We start from the raw sequence: 18,215 nt of genomic DNA on the forward strand, positions 1-18,215 counted from the left end.
CGAATAAAGAAATAAAAAAAGATAATAATAAAGGAATAAAATCATGTGTTAGATGACATAAAGTTCTTGAAAAGAACTAAAAAAAAGGTTATAATATAAAAAATATAGAGTTAAAATAGTGTCGATGAAAGCAAGAATTTAAAATTTACTTCAGAGAGCCGATGTATGGTGTGAATCGGTGTGAATTTAAATTTATCCACTTTCGGAGCCGCAAACGAAGAGTTTGAAGGTTGGTATCCTTTATCGTACTAATGAGTGGCAGTATATTTTCTGCAATTTGGGTGGCAACGCGGATTCCTTTCGCCCCATATTTATTTTTATGGTGCGTGAAGGTTTTTTTTATGCCTTGGAATGTAGAATTATGAAGCTCTTACTATGTTTTATTAAAATATGATATAGTAAGCAAACTATGCTGAATATAGGAGGAAAAATGTTAGATTTAAAGTTTTTGAGAGAAAATCCAGAGGTTGTAAAACAAAATATTAAAAATAAGTTTCAGGACAGAAAGCTTCCCTTAGTAGATGAAGTGATAGAACTTGATGTAGAAAGCAGAAAGACACAGCAGGAAGCAGATAATTTAAGAGCCAACAGGAAATCTTTATCAAAAAAAATCGGTGAATTAATGGCTAAGGGCAAAAAAGAGGAAGCTGAAGAAGTAAAGGCTCAGGTTAATGCGAATGCAAACAGACTTGCTGAATTAGAGAGTAAAGAAACTGAATTACTAGAAAAAATTACAAAAATCATGATGGTAATTCCAAATATTATTGACTCAAGTGTACCAATAGGTAAGGACGATTCAGAAAATGTAGAAATTAAAAAATATGGAGAGCCTGTTGTACCAGATTTTGAGGTACCATATCATGCAGAAATAATGGATAATTTCAATGGATTAGATTTAGACAGTGCAAGAAAGGTTGCGGGAAATGGTTTTTATTATCTAATGGGAGATATCGCCAGATTACATTCAGCCGTAATATCTTATGCCAGAGATTTTATGATTAATAGAGGCTTTACTTACTGTATTCCTCCTTTTATGATAAGGAGTGATGTTGTTACAGGTGTTATGAGTTTTGAGGAAATGGACGCAATGATGTATAAAATTGAAGGTGAAGATTTGTATCTAATTGGTACAAGTGAACATTCAATGATTGGTAAATTTATAGATACTATTATTCCAGAAGAACAATTGCCACATACTTTGACAAGTTATTCACCTTGCTTTAGGAAAGAAAAAGGAGCCCATGGAATTGAGGAACGTGGTGTTTACAGAATACATCAATTTGAAAAGCAGGAAATGATAGTTGTATGTAAACCAGAAGATAGTAAAATGTGGTTTGATAAATTATGGCAGAATACAGTAGATTTATTTCGCTCCTTAGACATACCAGTAAGAACCTTGGAATGCTGTTCTGGAGATTTGGCTGATTTAAAGGTGAAATCAATTGATGTAGAAGCATGGTCACCAAGGCAAAAGAAATATTTTGAAGTTGGGAGCTGCTCTAATTTAGGTGATGCACAGGCAAGAAGATTAAAAATAAGAGTAGTTGGGGAAGGTGGTAAGTACTTCGCGCATACATTGAATAATACAGTAGTTGCTCCTCCTAGAATGCTAATTGCTTTTCTAGAAAATAATTTAAATGCTGATGGAAGTGTAAGTATTCCAAAGGCACTTCAACCTTACATGGGTGGCAAAGAATTTATAAAATAAAAAATATTCAGTTATCAGTTATTTCCAAGCAACAGGTACTTCTATTGAAAAGCCAATTACATATAATATGTGATTGGCTTATTGCTATAGTTCATGTTATACTATAATCTGTAAAATAATATTAAGAAGGTAACATATGGATAGCACAAAGGATATTGTAAATAAAATTAATGATCAATATAATATGTTAAGTAAGGGGCAAAAGCGTTTAGCTGCTTATATCATGGATAATTATGACAAAGCCGTATTTTTAACAGCTACAAAGCTAGGTGAAGCTGTTGGGGTTAGCGAATCTACGGTTGTTCGTTTTGCAATGAATTTGGGATATAAAGGTTATCCTGAATTTCAAAAATCAATTGAAGAATTGGTTCAGGGTAGGTTAAATAAAATAGAAAAGATGGAAGTTACCTATGGACATAACAGCCAGTCACAAATTCTCGAAAATGTATTGGCTGCTGACGCAGAAAAGATAAAATATACGCTGGAACATACGGATGGGAAAGCCTTTGAGCAAGCTGTTGATACATTGATTAATGCCAGAAAGGTGTATATTATTGGTTTAAGAAGTTGTGCACCATTGGCAAGCTTTCTTGGGTTTTATTTTAATATGCTTCTTGATAACGTTTTACTGATTAATACAAATAGCACCACTGAAATATTTGAGCAAATGCTGCACATTGATAAAGACGATGCTATTATAGGAATCAGCTTTCCAAGGTATTCGATGAGAACCTTAAAGGCGCTTGAATTTGCAAATAACAAAAATGCGGCGGTTATCACCTTGACTGATAATATTCATGCTCCTATTAACTTATATTCCTCCTGCAATTTAGTCGCTAAAAGTGAAATGGTTTCCATTGTTGACTCGCTTGTAGCTCCTTTAAGTGTCATCAATGCTCTTGTAGTTGCGATCTGTATGAAGCAAAAAGAAAAGGTAATTACGACACTTGAAGAATTAGAAAGAATTTGGGACGAGTATCAGATTTATAATAACGATGAGATGAATTATTTGGATAGTCGTAGTATAGAAGAATTTGGATTGGGTGATAGGAATGAGTAAGGTTTTAATTGTTGGAGGCGGTGCAGCCGGTATGTTTGCAGCTATCTTTGCAGCTCGTAATAAAAATAAAGTAATTATATACGAAAGTAATGATAAGCTAGGTAAAAAGCTCTTTATTACAGGAAAAGGAAGATGCAATATTACAAATGCTTGTGATATGGAAGTGCTATTTGATAATGTAGTATCAAATCCAAAATTTTTGTATAGTGCATTTTACGGCTATAATAATTATGATGTTATTGATTTCTTTGAGGCTTTGGGAGTTAAAACTAAAATTGAAAGAGGAAACAGGGTGTTTCCATACTCAGATCATTCATCTGACGTTATTTCTGCTTTAACAAAAGAATTGCAAAGATTAGGTGTAGAAATTCATATAAATACGAAAGTTATGAACATTCTGATTGAAAATGGTCAGGCAAAAGGTTTGGAATTAGAAAATAAAAATGTTGTATATGGAGATCACATTATAATTGCCACAGGTGGTTTATCCTATCCATCAACAGGCTCAACAGGAGACGGATATCGGTTTGCCAGGTCAGCAGGACATAAGATAACCAAGCTTATGCCATCATTAGCACCGATAAGAGCCTTGGAGAGCTTTGTAAAGGATTTGCAGGGACTTTCATTAAAGAATGTAAAGGCGACGATATATGACGGCAGAAAGCAGCTATATAGCGATTTCGGAGAGATGATGTTTACACACTTTGGAGTAAGTGGACCACTGATTTTAAGTGCCAGTAGTTTGGTAGCAGATAAATTAAAGAATAAGCATTTAACTCTTAATATTGATTTAAAGCCTGCTTTAACAGAGGAACAGCTTGATAACAGAGTAGTAAGAGAGTTTGAAATATATAAAAATAAGCAATTTAAAAATGCAATTACAAGCTTGTTTCCTGCAAAGCTGATTCCGGTAATGATTGAACTTAGTAAGATTAGTCCTGATAAGAAGGTGAATGAAGTTACCAAAGAGGAACGAATTTATTTTGTTAATATTATTAAAAATATGGAACTTACTTTAACTGAACTTTGTGATTATAATCAGGCAATTATTACAAAAGGCGGTATTTCGGTCAAAGAAATTAATCCGTCTACGATGGAATCAAGATTGATAAATCATTTATATTTTATTGGTGAGGTTTTAGATTTAGATGCACTTACAGGAGGTTTTAATTTGCAGATAGCCTGGTCAACTGCTTATGCGGCAGGTATCGGTTTATAAATAAGCAGTTTATTTTAGGTTGTAAAGCAGATAAAAAGTTTAAGATTAAAATAAATTAATGATAGAAAGAGGATTTTACATGAGTTTTAGTATAGCAATAGATGGACCGGCTGGAGCTGGCAAGAGTACCATTGCAAAGACCTTAGCAAGAAAATTGGGATATATTTATGTTGATACAGGTGCAATGTATCGAGCTATGGCTTTATACATAATCAGAGAAAATATAAAGCCGGAGGAATCAGACAAAATTAGCATAGCCAGCAAAAATGCAAATATAACAATAGAGTACCATAAGGGAGAACAGATAGTAATTTTGAACGGTGAAAATGTAAATCCATTTATTAGATCAGAAGAAGTAGGAAATATGGCATCTGTAAGCTCCGCTAATAAAGAGGTTCGTTTAAAGCTTGTTGAATTACAAAGACAGTTAGCAGCAAAGGCAGATGTTATTATGGATGGCAGAGACATTGGAACCTATGTTTTGCCTGAGGCTGATATAAAAATATATCTAACTGCAAATTCATCAGTTAGGGCAAAAAGAAGATACGAGGAGTTGACTCAAAAGGGTATCCAATGTAATATAGAAGAGATTGAACAAGATATTATAGAAAGAGACAAAAGGGACAGTAACAGGGAGTTTGCACCTTTAAAGCAAGCAAGAGATGCTGTATTAGTAGATTCTTCCAACATGACAGCAGATGAAGTAATTGATACTATTATTAATTTAGTAAAATCTGAATAATTTGGAGGTAAGTGTGAAAGTAATATTAGCAAAAACAGCAGGGTTTTGCTTTGGAGTAAAGAGAGCAGTTGAAACCGTATATAAGCAGGTAGGAAAAGGAAATATTTATACGTTTGGTCCCATTATTCATAACGAAGAAGTGGTCAAAGATTTAGAAAATAAAGGGGTTAAGGTCATCAATTCAGAACAGGAGCTTCTCACAATCAGTGAGGGTACTGTAATTATACGATCGCATGGGGCAACCAAGCAAATATATGATATTTTAGAACAAAAAGGGGTAAACTATGTTGATGCTACATGTCCATTTGTTAAGAAGATTCATAAAATAGTTAGTGAATACAGTAAGAATGGATATGAAATTGTAATAATCGGGAATGATTCTCATCCGGAAGTTGAAGGGATAAAGGGATGGTGTAACTCAAAAGTTACGGTTATTGAAAATACGAAAGAAGCTTTGGAATATACGAATAGGAACAATCAAAAAGTGTGTATTGTGTCACAAACGACATTTAACTACAATAAATTTAAAGATTTAGTTGAAATTATTTCAAAAAAGGGTTATGATATAATTGTTTTAAATACGATTTGCAGCGCGACTGAAGAAAGACAGACGGAAGCTAGGAGAGTTGCAAGTCAGGTTGAAGCTATGATTGTTATAGGAGATAAGCATAGTTCCAATACACAAAAGTTATTTGAAATATGTAATGATGAATGTGAAAATACTTACTATATACAGACACTAGATGACTTGGATACGCAGTCCTTGCAGTTCTTTGGTAGCGTAGGTATTACAGCAGGGGCTTCAACCCCAAATAATATTATTGAGGAGGTTCATTCAAATGTCAGAAATGAGTTTTGAAGAAATGCTTGAAGAATCATTGAAAACAATACGTACAGGGGAGGTAGTTGAAGGCACTGTTATCGATGTCAAAGAAGATGAAATCATCTTAAATATAGGTTATAAATCGGATGGAATTATCACTAGAAATGAATATACAAATACCCCAAACGTAGATTTAACAACAGTAGTATCTGTTGGTGATTCTATGGAAGTAAAAGTTTTAAAGGTTAATGATGGCGAAGGACAAGTCTTGTTAACTTACAAGAGACTTGCAGCAGAAAAAGGAAATAAAAGATTAGAAGAAGCATTCAATAACAAAGAGGTACTTAAGGCTAAAGTGGATAAAGTATTAGAAGGTGGATTAAGTATTGTAGTTGATGAAGCAAGAATCTTTATTCCTGCCAGTTTGGTATCAGACAGCTATGAGAAAAATTTATCAAAATATGCTGGAGAAGAGATTGAATTTGTAATCAGTGAATTCAATCCAAAGAAGAGAAGAATTATTGGTGACCGCAAGCAATTATTGGTTGCTAAGAAACATGAATTGCAAAAAGAATTATTTGCAAAAATCAATGTTGGTGATGTAGTTGAAGGTACAGTTAAAAATGTAACAGATTTTGGAGCATTTATAGATTTAGGCGGAGCAGATGGATTACTTCACATTTCTGAAATGTCTTGGGGTAGAGTTGAAAATCCTAAGAAAGTCTTTAAAATCGGAGATACAGTAAAAGTTCTTATTAAGGATATCAGCGGAGATAAGATAGCTCTTAGTTTAAAATTTGCAGATACAAATCCATGGATAAGTGCAGCTGACAAATATGCAGTTGGAACAATTGTTACAGGTAAGGCTGCAAGGATGACTGATTTTGGAGCATTTATTGAATTAGAACCAGGCGTAGATGCTTTACTTCATGTGTCACAGATATCAAAAGAACATGTTGAAAAGCCTTCCGATGTTTTAAAAGTAAATCAGGAAATTACGGCTAAGGTTGTAGATTTTAATGCAGAAGAAAAGAAGATAAGTTTAAGTATAAAAGCATTAGAGGACAATACAGAAGAAACGACGAAAGAAGCTACGGAAGAATAATTTTATATTATGAATAAAGGATAAGGAAAACTTGCTTAGCAAGCTTTCCTTAATCTTTATGTACGCAAGCAACTAATATTTCTAAAGCTGATTGAATGTTAATGTGTAAATACTATAATATAAAAAGGAGTTGTCTAAATGGAAGGTTATGAAAAATTTAAAGACGACGTCTTCAAACTCACTAAAATTGATTTAGATGCATATAAAGAACGTCAGATGAAAAGAAGAATTGACACATTAATTACCAAAAATAATATTAAAACATATGATGATTATGTAAGAACGATAAAAGCAGATGCTAAGATGTTTAATGAATTTGTAAATTATTTAACAATTAATGTATCGGAATTTTATAGAAATCCAGAACAATGGGGTTTGCTTGACAAAGAGGTTTTTCCACGGCTGATTGAAATGTATGGTAAAAACCTTAAAATATGGAGTGCGGCGTGTTCGACGGGTGATGAACCTTATTCTCTGGTTATGGCGTTGTCTAAATTTTTACCACTTAATCAGATAAAGATAATTGCAACAGATATTGACAGTCAGGTGTTACATAAAGCTCAAGTAGGCTTATATAATGCTAAGAGTGTTGAAAGTGTTCCTAAGGAGTTTTTGAATAAATATTTCACTAAAATAGGGCAATCTTATCAGATCGGTGATGAGATTAAACAACGAGTAGAGTTTAAGCAACATAATCTTTTAAAGGATCCATATCCATCTGCCTGCAATCTAATTGTGTGCAGAAATGTACTTATTTATTTTACAGAGGAAGCTAAGGATGAAATCTATAAGAAATTTCATGATGCATTAGCTAGGGATGGTATTTTATTTATTGGGAGTACAGAACAAATTATGCAGTATAAGGAATTAGGTTTTGGTAGATATAAATCATTTTTCTATTCGAAGGAATAAATATTAACGAATTTGTATTATAATAAAATAGTAAGGAGTATACATGATATAGTACAAATGTATACTCCTTTATTTGCTTTTAAATGCTGACCAAAACATTTAATATATGCAGTACATATTTTTTAAATAAAACTTGATTGTTGAGAATTTCATCAGTTAATTCAAAAAAAGTACGTTTATCGTTATAATTTTGACGAAAACAAGGAATAATTATATTTTGCTCCTGCGGAAGAAAGTGTCCTGATTTTTTAATGTAGCAATTAGACGATTTTGCTTTTATTCGATGTTCTTTATCAACAAATGATGCAATACTTTTGTGAATCGCAATATCTTCACTTGGAAGATAGTAGTAATCTTTATAATTACTATAAAAGAACTTTAGCTCATCAGAAAACACTTTAATTTTAAGTTTTCCACTATTTTTATTACCTATAAAGTAATAGTCTTTATATCCGTAAGAAATTCTTTTAGGAAGCTCTAACTGAAAATTTAAATCTATGTAAAATTCAAATTGTTGTTGTTTATTCATGTCTGTATATTGCTTTACATGAAAGCCGGCTATAGAAAAAAGACCGTTAAAAAGCGAATGATATGAAAGCATAGGTAATAAACTGAATAGACCAAATATATCTTCCTTATTATGTAAAAGAAGTATTTGCTTTGCTTCTTCACTAGGGGTAGTTAAGTAATCTGAGTAGATATTGATTAATTGACCACCGTTATATTGGTCTTCACGTTGGATATCTAAAAAATTCTCTACTGTCTTTTGCTTTAGGTTCTCCAGTTTAAAAAACTTCTTATAAGGAGAAAGAAGTTTATACAAATCAATACTTTCTGTTTTTTCAAAAAAATTTGGAAAGTTATAATAGGCAGCTTTTTGCGTAAGATAAGGGATATCAAAACCGTTTCCGTTATAATGTAATACCGCATTGTAATTTTGCAAAAATTGAAAAAATGATTCAAGAATCGCTGGTTCATCTTGAACAGAATCAGCAAACCATTGTATTAATTTGAAAGTTTCATTTTGATAATATATACACCCTATCAAGTAACAAAAAGTATTTCGAGGTGAAAAACCTGTTGTTTCTATATCAAATATTAACACTTCTGAAAGTGTTAATTTATCTTTACAAAGAAGTGTTTGAAAAATGAAGTGAAATCCAGTCAAATCTTCATCATTGCTTTGCAAATCATAAGTTCTTATATACATATTTCTATCCTCAATTAAACATTGAAAGTTACCATCTTATATTAACTAGAAATAAAAAAATATGCAAGTACAATTCGTTTTTTAAATAAAATGAAAATACTTACATTTTAATTTTGATAAAAATTTCACATATAATATCTATTCTATGTACATTATAAAACACATTAAAATAAAAATAAAGTATAGAATTTGTATGATAAATCTAGTATATTATAAGATAGAGTAATGCGAAAAACAAATTTTATTGTAAAAAGTTACTACATTACTAAATATTAATATTTACATAGAAAGGTTGGATAATATGGGAGCGTTTACATTCAAAGGTGGTTTACACCCTTATGATGGAAAAGATTTATCAAAAGATCGACCTATTAAAACCGTTTTACCAAAGGGTGAATTAATATATCCATTATCACAACATATAGGTGCACCTGCTGTACCTGTAGTGGCAAAAGGAGATAGGGTTTTAAAAGGACAAAAAATTGCCGAAGCCGCAGGATTTGTTTCGGCTAATATTCATTCCTCCGTATCTGGTACAGTCAAGGCAATAGAACCTAGACTGACAGTAACAGGTGCAACTATTAATTCGATTATTATTGAAAATGATGGTGAATATGAAGAAATTGAGTATCAAAAAGTAAAATCTTTAGATCAATTATCAAAAGACGAGATAAGAAACCTAATTAAAGAAGCAGGAATTGTCGGTATGGGTGGAGCAGGATTTCCCACTCATGTTAAGCTCATGCCAAAGGATGACAAAGCAATAGATTATGTAATTGCCAATTGTGCAGAGTGCGAGCCTTATTTAACATCGGATTATCGAAGAATGTTAGAGGAGCCGGAAAAAATTGTAAGTGGATTAAAGGTTATACTAAAGCTGTTTGACAATGCAAAGGGAATACTTGCTGTAGAAGATAATAAACCAGATTGCATTGAGAAGTTGAATCAAATAGTTCAAAAGGAAGACAGAATTGAGGTTGTTTCATTAAAAACCAAATATCCTCAAGGAGCAGAGCGACAATTGATTTATGCCTCAACCGGAAGAGCAATTAATTCTTCTATGCTGCCAGCGGATGCAGGTTGTGTAGTTAATAATGTAGATACAATCACAGCTATTTATATGGCAGTTTGTGAAGGCAAGCCATTGATGCATAGAATAGTCACGGTTACAGGTAATGCAATTAAAAATCCTCAGAATTTCTTAGTAGCTACTGGTACCAACTATCATGAATTGATTGATGAGGCAGGCGGTTTTACAGAGGAGCCGGCTAAAATCATATCAGGAGGACCTATGATGGGATTTGCTATATATGATTTAGATGTTCCGACTACGAAAACATCATCGGCACTTCTTTGCCTGACAAATGATGATGTCGCAGAGCTTGCACCTAGTGCATGTATAAATTGCGGAAAGTGCGTCGAGGTCTGTCCTGGTAGAATTATACCATCAAGATTGGCAGATTTTGCTGAGAGACACGATGAAGCAAGTTTTGAAAAATATGACGGTATGGAATGCTGCGCATGCGGCTGCTGTAGCTTCATATGTCCAGCAAAAAGACAGTTAACACAGTCTATTAAATCTATGAGACTGCTAGTACTAGCCAATAAGAAAAAGAAATAGGAGGGATATAAAGTGAGTGATTTAAGGAATGTATCATCATCACCACATATAAGAGCTAAATTTACAAGCAGTAATATTATGCTAATGGTTTTAATTGCATTATTGCCTGCTAGTGCATTTGGTGTATATAATTTTGGATTGAAAGCGTTATTAATTATAATTATAAGCATGGCTACTTGCGTGCTAACTGAGTATTTTTATGAATATTTTATGAAGAAACCAATAACAATAGGTGATTACAGTGCCGCGGTTACGGGATTGTTGCTAGCACTTAATCTGCCATCCTCAGTACCATTATGGATTCCAGTTATTGGTGGTATTTTTGCAATATTAGTAGTGAAGCAGGTATTTGGAGGTCTTGGACAAAATTTTATGAATCCGGCTTTAGGAGCCAGATGCTTTTTACTTATCTCTTTTACAGGCAGAATGACAAATTTTACATATGACACTGTAACAGGTGCAACTCCTCTTGCGGTACTAAAGAGCGGAGAAAGCGTTAATACATGGAAAATGTTTCTTGGAACCATTCAAGGAACCATAGGGGAAACTTCTGTAGTGGCCATTATGATTGGAGCAATATTACTTTTGGCAATCGGAGTGATTAATGTTACAATACCAGCATACTACATTTTGTCTTTTGCAGTATTTATTATTATGTTTGGTGGAAAAGGATTTGATATTGATTTTGTTCTTGCACATTTGTGTGGCGGAGGTCTTATGCTTGGAGCGTGGTTTATGGCTACCGATTATGCAACTTCGCCCATTACACAAAAAGGTAGAATAGTTTATGGAATTATTCTGGGAATTCTGACCGGATTGTTTCGTCTATTTGGAGGATCAGCAGAAGGAGTTTCCTATGCAATTATTTTTAGCAACCTTTTAGTACCTCTTATAGAAAGAGTGACTCTCCCTACAGCTTTTGGAAAGGAGAAGAAAAAAGCATGAATAAAAAAATAATAAAAGATGCAGTAATGCTCACGTTAATTACATTAATTGCAGGTCTTTTGCTAGGTTTGGTGTACGAAATTTCTAAAACACCTATAGAGCAGCAGAAATTATTAACCAAACAAAAGGCTTTTCAGGCTGTGTTTGAGAATGCAGTGGAATTTAAAGAAGATGAATCGATCGATTTAAGCAAAGCACCTGAGGTTCTGGCACAGGCTGGATATGAAGAGGAATCCATTGAAGAAATTGTAGAGGCACTTGATTCAAGTGGAAGTGTTCTTGGCTATGTAATGAATGTAACAACCAGTGAAGGCTATGGCGGAGACATTACATTTACACTTGGAATACAAATGGATGGAACTGTTAACAGTTATGAAATATTAAGTATTAGCGAAACGGCAGGACTAGGTATGAAAGCAAAAGAATCTGATTTTAAGAGCCAGTTCGACAACAAGAATGTAGAAAGTTTCCAATATACAAAAACGGGTGCGTCAGCTGAAAATGAAATTGATGCAATTAGTGGTGCCACCATTACAACAAATGCAATAACAAACGGAGTGAATGCTGGAATTGTATTTTTTAATAGTATTAAAGAAGGGGGAAACAAATAATGAATAAAGTGGTAGAAAGACTTTATAATGGTATTGTGAAAGAAAATCCTACTTTTGTACTAATGCTTGGGATGTGTCCTACTCTTGCTGTAACGACTTCAGCAGTAAATGGACTAGGTATGGGACTTACGACTACAGTTGTACTTATCATGTCAAATATGTTAATATCGATGCTTCGAAATATTATTCCTGATAGGGTGAGAATGCCGGCCTACATCGTAATTGTAGCTTCCTTTGTTACAATTGTTCAGTTTTTACTAGAAGGCTATGTACCTAGTCTTTATGATTCACTTGGTATTTATATTCCTTTAATTGTTGTTAACTGTATCATTTTAGGAAGAGCAGAAAGCTATGCATCTAAAAACCCAGTTGTTCCGTCTATTTTTGATGGTGTTGGTATGGGACTTGGTTTTACAGTTGGACTGACATGCATTGGTACAGTAAGAGAGTTAATTGGTGCGGGAATGATATTTGGACATCAAATTATGCCGGCAGCTTATGAGCCTATTACTATTTTTATTTTAGCACCGGGAGCTTTCTTTGTATTAGCATTGCTAACAGCAATTCAGAATAAAGTAAAATTAAATATTTCAAACAAAAATAATACAACGGTATCAACAGGATGCTCAGAAGGTGGCTGTGCAAGCTGCACGAATGGAAGCTGTGGTGGAAGAGTTTTTACAGTTGATAAGAAAGAAATGTAGGGGGTGGACATAAATGAAAGAATTAATTATTATACTTATTAGTTCCGCATTAATCAATAATGTTGTATTAAGCCAGTTTTTGGGACTATGTCCATTTCTTGGAGTGTCTAAGAGAGTTGAGACAGCGGCTGGTATGGGTGGAGCTGTTATATTTGTTATAACAATTGCATCTGCTTTTACAAGTATCATATATAAATTTGTATTGGAAAAAACTGGTTTGGAATATATGCAGACAATTGTATTTATTCTTGTTATTGCAGCTTTAGTACAATTTGTAGAAATGTTTTTAAAGAAAACAAGTCCTGGATTATATCAGGCACTTGGAGTTTATTTACCACTTATTACAACCAATTGTGCTGTATTAGGTGTTGCATTAAACAATGTAACTAAATCATATAATATTATACAGGGTGTTGTAAATGGATTTGCAACGGCGGTTGGGTTCACTATTGCAATCGTTATTATGGCAGGAATCAGAGAAAAAACGGAATATAATGATGTTTCACCAGCTTTCAAAGGTTCACCTATTGTATTAATAACAGCAGGTCTCATGGCAATTGCATTTTTTGGTTTTGCTGGACTAATATAGGAGGAATAAACATGAGTATAACAGGAATTATAATAGCAGCAACTGTAGTTGGTGCGACTGGATTAATCATTGGATTATTCCTTGGAGTAGCAGGCGAAAAATTAGAGGTTGAAGTAGATGAAAAAGAACTACAGATTAGAGATGCATTACCTGGAAACAATTGTGGAGGATGTGGCTACGCTGGTTGTGATGCATTAGCAAAGGCAATTGCACAAGGCGAAGCAGAGGTAGGTGCCTGTCCGGTAGGTGGAAGTCCTGTTGCAGAAAAAATTGGTGGAATCATGGGTAAACAGGCAGGAGAGACAGTTAGAATGACAGCCTTTGTAAAATGTGCAGGAACCTGTGACAAAACGAAACAAAATTATGAATACTATGGAGTAGAAGACTGTAAGATGTTGGCATTTGTTCCGGCGGGTGGACCGAAAACCTGTAATTATGGCTGTATGGGATATGGAAGCTGTGTAAAGGTATGTCCGTTTGATGCAATTCATATTGTAGATGGAATTGCGTATGTGGATAAGGAAAAATGTAAGGCATGCGGTAAATGCGTAGCTGAGTGTCCAAAGCAGTTGATCGAACTGGTTCCTTATGAGACAAAGCATTTGGTGCAATGTAATTCTAAAGATAAAGGTAAAGATGTAATGAAAGGCTGCTCAGTTGGCTGTATCGCATGTAAAATGTGTGAAAAAGTATGTGAATTTGACGCGATTCATGTTGTAGATAATATTGCACATATTGATTATAATAAATGTACGGCATGTGGTAAGTGTGTAGAAAAATGCCCGAAGAAGATTATACTATAAAAATAATGATATAATACATTTATCTGTATGTAAATGTGATGCTGCATGAATAGAGGAAAATATGAATGCTGAATTACTAAAATGCTTAAAACCTGTAACAGAAGAAGAACAAAGAATACTAATTGGAGATAAACAGATTAATAGGGGAATTTATACAACGAGTAGTGAATTTACAATTGACAGCAATAAAATGCTTAATAAGGGAAGCTTAATTGACATCAGAACACATACTCGTTTTATAGGTTTTCCAGCCCATAAACACAATTACATTGAAATTATGTATATGTGTACAGGAAAAACAACGCATATTATTAATGGTAACACAAGAGTCATTTTGGAAAAAGGTAATTTGCTGTTTTTAAACCAGTTTTCTTATCATGAGATTTTACCTGCAAAAATGAATGATATAGGAATTAATTTTATCATTTTACCAGAATTCTTTGACGAAGTATTACCTATGTTAAATAAGGAAAATGCTTTAAGTGATTTTCTGGTAAACACATTAAGGCAAAATACGAAACGAGCCAGTTATCTGCATTATAAAGTAGCTGATATCATACCGATACAGAATCTGGTTGAAAATCTGGTGTGGGATTTACTCAATAAGCAGCATAATCATAGACAAATTGATCAGACCACTATGGGACTTCTATTTATGCAGTTAGTAAATCAAACGGAACGTATTGAGCATGATGAGCAAAATCTAATGTATCATACGGTTGCAATTAAGGTACTTAAATATATTGAAGAAAGTTATAAAATTGCGAATCTTACTGAATTGGCAAACCAGCTTAATCATTCGGTATCCAGTCTTAGCAAGATGATAAAAAGCAGTACGGGAAGTACCTTTAAAGAGCTTTTGCAAAACAAAAGGTTAAATCAGGCAACTCATTTGTTAACAGCAACTAAACTACCTATAACAGATATTATTTATATGGTAGGATATGATAATACCAGCTATTTTCATCGCATTTTTAAAAAGAAGTATAATGTTAGTCCAAAACAATATAGAGATATGGAAAATAAGGACGTAAAAATATAAAAAACAAGTCCTTGTTTCAAGAACCTGCTTTGTATATAATCAATATATAAAGCAGGTTTTTTATTTCATAAGAAAGACCTTGTTGTTAACATATACAAGTATTGATTCCTATGAAATAAAAATACAATGCGCACGAATGCAAGTGGAAAATGTCACTGAGTGACTACATTCGGCATTGGAAAGCGGTCAAGTCTTTCATGAGTGAGGGATTAGAGAGCTGATGCGGACTAGTCAGTTTTTTTGATCTAAATTGTACAAATTTTTATTTTAAGTAAAATATATAAAGTGATCTAAAAGATTATTGTGTGAGAAAGGGAAAGGTGGAGAAATAGAATGTATGATGTAAAGAAAGGCTATGAGGTAGCAAAGGAATTTTATGCCCAGTATGGTATAAATGTAGACAAAGCAATAGAAATAGCAAATGCTACGCCAATTTCAATGCATTGCTGGCAAGGGGATGATGTTGCCGGCTGTGAGAAAAAAGAGGATTCAACCTTAACCGGAGGAATACAGACAACTGGAAATTATCCGGGTAAAGCCAGAAATGGAGAAGAGTTGCGTGCAGATATTGAGACTGCTATGAAATTTATACCTGGTGAGCTTAAGCTTAATTTACATGCAAATTATCAAGAGTCAGATACATTTATCGATCGTAATGAAATCGATCCAAAGCATTTTGATAAATGGGTAGACTGGGCAGTAGAAAAGGGTATTGGTCTGGATTTTAATCCAACTTATTTTTCGCATCCAAAGAGTGCCAAAGCAACTTTATCCTCCGCTGACAATGAAATCCGTGAATTTTGGATTGAGCATGGAATCAGATGCCGTCAAATTGGCGAATACTTTTTCAAAAAGACAGGAAAACCGTGCATTATCAACCATTGGACGCCAGATGGTGACAAGGAAGTACCAATTGATACAATCGGACCAAGACAAAGACTAAAGGATAGCTATGACCAAATCTTTGAGGCAACCAAGGATGTGAAAGGTGTTATTGATGGTATTGAGTCAAAGGTATTTGGTATTGGAGCAGAAAGCTTTACAGCGGGTTCTCATGAATTTTGTATGGGTTATGTAATGAAAGCGAATAAGGATCATATTATTATGACTCTTGATACTGGGCATTACCATCCAACAGAAGTGGTTTCTGCAAAATTAGCCTCTATCTTTACTTTTTCAGACAAAGTATTATTACATGTATCACGTCCGATTCGCTGGGACTCCGATCATGTGGTAAGTTTTGATGATGAAACAAGAGCAATTATGGAAGAGCTGGTGCGTATGGACAAATTAAAGGATACTTATATCGCTACTGACTTTTTTGATGCATCAATAAATCGGATTGTTGCTTGGGTAACAGGTCTTAGAAATACAAGAAAAGCTATGTTGGCGGCTTTGCTACAACCAGTTGATGTGATGAAAGAAATTGAGAGGAATGGAGACGTTAGTGCGCGACTGGCATATAAGGAAGAATTTAAGGCAGCCCCATTTGCATTCGTATGGGATTACTATTGTCAACAGCAAGAGGCAGGAGTTGGACTTGAATGGCTAGATGAAGTAAAGAAATATGAAGATGTGATTCTATCAAAGAGAGCTTAATCATTTAATTAATAAATATGTAATAACAGTCGTAATAGCAGGAGCGTTGATATAACAGCTTTTCGCATTACGGCTGTTTTCATGTGAAGAAAATTGTTAGAAATCGAAAGCATGTGCTATGCTTTGGCAAAAAGGTAAGTGATAATAAAAATCATTCTGGAAGTCTTGATAATTCACTATAAAAGAGAGTATAATAAGAAAATATGGAGTTTATTGGATTTTACAGTTAGAAGCAAAAAATGATCTTTTTCGTATTGAAAACAAGATGAAGAAAGGAAATTAAAATGACAAAAATTGATATTATATCTGGCTTTTTAGGAGCTGGCAAAACAACTTTAATAAAGAAACTAATTAAAGAAGCCTTTGAAGGTGAAAAATTAGTATTGATTGAAAATGAGTTTGGAGAAATTGGAATTGATGGAGGCTTTTTAAAAGATTCGGGAATTGAAATTACAGAAATGAATTCCGGATGTATCTGCTGTTCTTTAGTTGGAGATTTTGGAACAGCCTTACAGGAAGTATTAGACAAATATGTGCCTGATCGAGTAATCATTGAACCCTCAGGTGTAGGAAAACTTTCAGATGTAATTAAGGCTGTTCAAAATTTAAAAAACGAAAATATAAAATTGAATAGCTTCGTAGCTGTGGTAGATGCGATTAAGTGCAAAATGTTTATGAAAAATTTTGGAGAATTTTTTAATAATCAAATAGAGAGTGCTAAGACTATCGTCCTTAGTAGAACGGATAAATTAAGTGATGAGAAGCTTGATACATGTGTAAAAGCCATTATAGAGCATAATGAATATGCAGCAATTATAACAACTCCTTGGGAAAAGTTGAATGGAAAAACAATTTTGGAGGCAATGGAGAAGAAAGAAGATATGGCAGAAAAACTGTTGCAAGAAGTAAAAGAGCATGACGAAGCGTGTTGCGGTCACGATCACCCTCATGAGCATGGCGAGGAATGTTGCGGTCACGATCACCCTCATGAGCAGCATGGCGAGGAATGTTGCGGCCACGATCATTCTCATGAGCATGACGAAGCGTGTTGCGGTCATGATCACAATCATGAGCATGGCGAAGCTTGTTGTAGTCACGATCATCCTCATGAGCATGACGAGGAATGTTGCGGTCACGATCACCATCATGAACATGACGAGGAATGTTGCGGTCACGATCACCATCATGAACATGACGAGGAATGTTGCGGTCATGATCACGATCATGAGGGACATCATCATGCAGATGAAGTATTTACCAGTTGGGGAAAGGAAACCCCTAGGAAGTATAATAAGTCAGCTTTAGAGGAGATATTAAAAAAGCTGGCAAATACTACTGACTTTGGTGTGGTTCTTAGAGCAAAAGGTATTGTGCAGTCAGATGAGGGCACTTGGATGCAGTTTGATTTAGTTCCGGGTGAATATGAAATCAGAGATGGCGAACCGGATTATACAGGCCGTTTGTGCGTAATTGGTACTAAATTAAAGGAAAGCGAAATTGAGACATTGTTTAACAGGTAAGA

The 18,215-nt window shown here is 34.0% G+C and carries 17 protein-coding genes and 1 other annotated feature; of the genes, 16 read left to right on the top strand and 1 reads right to left on the bottom strand.

Annotation, left to right across the window (positions count from 1 at the left end; all coding sequences use genetic code 11):
• Positions 1 to 112: 112 nt before the first annotated feature.
• Positions 113 to 311: a binding site (T-box leader), on the top strand.
• A gap of 119 nt (positions 312 to 430) precedes the next feature.
• From serS to C8E03_RS18910, 7 genes are all read left to right on the top strand, one after another.
• Positions 431 to 1,708, top strand: coding sequence for a serine--tRNA ligase (gene serS, locus C8E03_RS18880; RefSeq protein ID WP_110291837.1), 1,278 nt, complete (start codon positions 431 to 433; stop codon positions 1,706 to 1,708).
• A gap of 136 nt (positions 1,709 to 1,844) precedes the next feature.
• Positions 1,845 to 2,768: a MurR/RpiR family transcriptional regulator gene (locus C8E03_RS18885; protein WP_094376204.1), complete on the top strand. Its 924-nt coding sequence runs from the start codon at positions 1,845 to 1,847 to the stop codon at positions 2,766 to 2,768.
• The gene (locus C8E03_RS18890; protein WP_110291838.1) at positions 2,761 to 3,987 is read left to right on the top strand and encodes a BaiN/RdsA family NAD(P)/FAD-dependent oxidoreductase; all 1,227 of its coding nucleotides are present in this window, start codon (positions 2,761 to 2,763) and stop codon (positions 3,985 to 3,987) included. The genes C8E03_RS18885 and C8E03_RS18890 overlap by 8 nt, the downstream gene beginning before the upstream one ends.
• Positions 3,988 to 4,066: 79 nt before the next feature.
• Positions 4,067 to 4,729 (top strand): (d)CMP kinase, encoded by a 663-nt coding sequence (gene cmk, locus C8E03_RS18895; protein WP_094376206.1) that lies wholly within the window; start codon positions 4,067 to 4,069, stop codon positions 4,727 to 4,729.
• A 13-nt stretch (positions 4,730 to 4,742) separates the two neighbouring features.
• Positions 4,743 to 5,588: a 4-hydroxy-3-methylbut-2-enyl diphosphate reductase gene (ispH, locus tag C8E03_RS18900; protein WP_094376207.1), complete on the top strand. Its 846-nt coding sequence runs from the start codon at positions 4,743 to 4,745 to the stop codon at positions 5,586 to 5,588.
• Positions 5,569 to 6,657: a 30S ribosomal protein S1 gene (gene rpsA / locus C8E03_RS18905; RefSeq protein WP_094376208.1), complete on the top strand. Its 1,089-nt coding sequence runs from the start codon at positions 5,569 to 5,571 to the stop codon at positions 6,655 to 6,657. The genes ispH and rpsA overlap by 20 nt, the downstream gene beginning before the upstream one ends.
• 138 nt (positions 6,658 to 6,795) lie before the next feature.
• Entirely contained in the window at positions 6,796 to 7,569 is a 774-nt protein-coding gene (locus C8E03_RS18910) for a CheR family methyltransferase (protein WP_094376209.1), read from the top strand.
• Between the two features lie 79 nt (positions 7,570 to 7,648).
• Here C8E03_RS18910 and C8E03_RS18915 read toward each other — a convergent pair whose 3' ends face one another.
• The gene (locus C8E03_RS18915; protein ID WP_094376210.1) at positions 7,649 to 8,779 is read right to left on the bottom strand and encodes a ribonuclease H-like domain-containing protein; all 1,131 of its coding nucleotides are present in this window, start codon (positions 8,777 to 8,779) and stop codon (positions 7,649 to 7,651) included.
• A gap of 301 nt (positions 8,780 to 9,080) precedes the next feature.
• Between C8E03_RS18915 and rsxC the strand changes: the two genes are divergently transcribed.
• From rsxC to C8E03_RS18960, 9 genes are all read left to right on the top strand, one after another.
• Positions 9,081 to 10,400: an electron transport complex subunit RsxC gene (rsxC, locus tag C8E03_RS18920; RefSeq protein ID WP_110291839.1), complete on the top strand. Its 1,320-nt coding sequence runs from the start codon at positions 9,081 to 9,083 to the stop codon at positions 10,398 to 10,400.
• A gap of 12 nt (positions 10,401 to 10,412) precedes the next feature.
• On the top strand, positions 10,413 to 11,345 hold the full coding sequence (locus C8E03_RS18925) for an RnfABCDGE type electron transport complex subunit D (protein WP_110291840.1): 933 nt from the start codon (positions 10,413 to 10,415) through the stop codon (positions 11,343 to 11,345).
• Positions 11,342 to 11,956 (top strand): RnfABCDGE type electron transport complex subunit G, encoded by a 615-nt coding sequence (locus C8E03_RS18930; protein WP_094376213.1) that lies wholly within the window; start codon positions 11,342 to 11,344, stop codon positions 11,954 to 11,956. The genes C8E03_RS18925 and C8E03_RS18930 overlap by 4 nt, the downstream gene beginning before the upstream one ends.
• Positions 11,956 to 12,660 carry an electron transport complex subunit RsxE gene (rsxE, locus tag C8E03_RS18935; RefSeq protein ID WP_110291841.1) on the top strand — a complete coding sequence of 235 codons (705 nt, stop codon included), beginning with the start codon at positions 11,956 to 11,958 and terminating at the stop codon, positions 12,658 to 12,660. The genes C8E03_RS18930 and rsxE overlap by 1 nt, the downstream gene beginning before the upstream one ends.
• 13 nt (positions 12,661 to 12,673) lie before the next feature.
• On the top strand, positions 12,674 to 13,249 hold the full coding sequence (gene rsxA / locus C8E03_RS18940) for an electron transport complex subunit RsxA (RefSeq protein WP_094376215.1): 576 nt from the start codon (positions 12,674 to 12,676) through the stop codon (positions 13,247 to 13,249).
• An 11-nt stretch (positions 13,250 to 13,260) separates the two neighbouring features.
• Positions 13,261 to 14,052: an RnfABCDGE type electron transport complex subunit B gene (locus C8E03_RS18945; RefSeq protein ID WP_094376216.1), complete on the top strand. Its 792-nt coding sequence runs from the start codon at positions 13,261 to 13,263 to the stop codon at positions 14,050 to 14,052.
• A 61-nt stretch (positions 14,053 to 14,113) separates the two neighbouring features.
• Entirely contained in the window at positions 14,114 to 15,094 is a 981-nt protein-coding gene (locus tag C8E03_RS18950; RefSeq protein WP_094376217.1) for an AraC family transcriptional regulator, read from the top strand.
• Positions 15,095 to 15,427: 333 nt separating this feature from the next.
• Positions 15,428 to 16,693: an L-rhamnose isomerase gene (locus C8E03_RS18955; protein ID WP_110291842.1), complete on the top strand. Its 1,266-nt coding sequence runs from the start codon at positions 15,428 to 15,430 to the stop codon at positions 16,691 to 16,693.
• A 284-nt stretch (positions 16,694 to 16,977) separates the two neighbouring features.
• Positions 16,978 to 18,213: a CobW family GTP-binding protein gene (locus C8E03_RS18960; protein WP_110291843.1), complete on the top strand. Its 1,236-nt coding sequence runs from the start codon at positions 16,978 to 16,980 to the stop codon at positions 18,211 to 18,213.
• Positions 18,214 to 18,215: the final 2 nt, after the last annotated feature.

The organism is Lachnotalea glycerini (assembly GCF_003201285.1).
Classification (GTDB): Bacteria; Bacillota; Clostridia; order Lachnospirales; family Lachnospiraceae; genus Lachnotalea; species Lachnotalea glycerini.

Bases quoted from the DNA above. Each gene is read 5' to 3' on its own strand.
- C8E03_RS18930 (WP_094376213.1), top strand. From the start codon at position 11,342: ATGAATAAAAAAATAATAAAAGATGCAGTAATGCTCACGTTAATTACA.
- rsxE (WP_110291841.1), top strand. From the start codon at position 11,956: ATGAATAAAGTGGTAGAAAGACTTTATAATGGTATTGTGAAAGAAAAT.
- cmk (WP_094376206.1), top strand. From the start codon at position 4,067: ATGAGTTTTAGTATAGCAATAGATGGACCGGCTGGAGCTGGCAAGAGT.
- rsxA (WP_094376215.1), top strand. From the start codon at position 12,674: ATGAAAGAATTAATTATTATACTTATTAGTTCCGCATTAATCAATAAT.
- C8E03_RS18945 (WP_094376216.1), top strand. From the start codon at position 13,261: ATGAGTATAACAGGAATTATAATAGCAGCAACTGTAGTTGGTGCGACT.
- rpsA (WP_094376208.1), top strand. From the start codon at position 5,569: ATGTCAGAAATGAGTTTTGAAGAAATGCTTGAAGAATCATTGAAAACA.
- C8E03_RS18885 (WP_094376204.1), top strand. From the start codon at position 1,845: ATGGATAGCACAAAGGATATTGTAAATAAAATTAATGATCAATATAAT.
- rsxC (WP_110291839.1), top strand. From the start codon at position 9,081: ATGGGAGCGTTTACATTCAAAGGTGGTTTACACCCTTATGATGGAAAA.
- serS (WP_110291837.1), top strand. From the start codon at position 431: ATGTTAGATTTAAAGTTTTTGAGAGAAAATCCAGAGGTTGTAAAACAA.
- C8E03_RS18910 (WP_094376209.1), top strand. From the start codon at position 6,796: ATGGAAGGTTATGAAAAATTTAAAGACGACGTCTTCAAACTCACTAAA.
- C8E03_RS18890 (WP_110291838.1), top strand. From the start codon at position 2,761: ATGAGTAAGGTTTTAATTGTTGGAGGCGGTGCAGCCGGTATGTTTGCA.
- C8E03_RS18950 (WP_094376217.1), top strand. From the start codon at position 14,114: ATGAATGCTGAATTACTAAAATGCTTAAAACCTGTAACAGAAGAAGAA.
- C8E03_RS18915 (WP_094376210.1), bottom strand. From the start codon at position 8,779: ATGTATATAAGAACTTATGATTTGCAAAGCAATGATGAAGATTTGACT.
- C8E03_RS18955 (WP_110291842.1), top strand. From the start codon at position 15,428: ATGTATGATGTAAAGAAAGGCTATGAGGTAGCAAAGGAATTTTATGCC.
- C8E03_RS18960 (WP_110291843.1), top strand. From the start codon at position 16,978: ATGACAAAAATTGATATTATATCTGGCTTTTTAGGAGCTGGCAAAACA.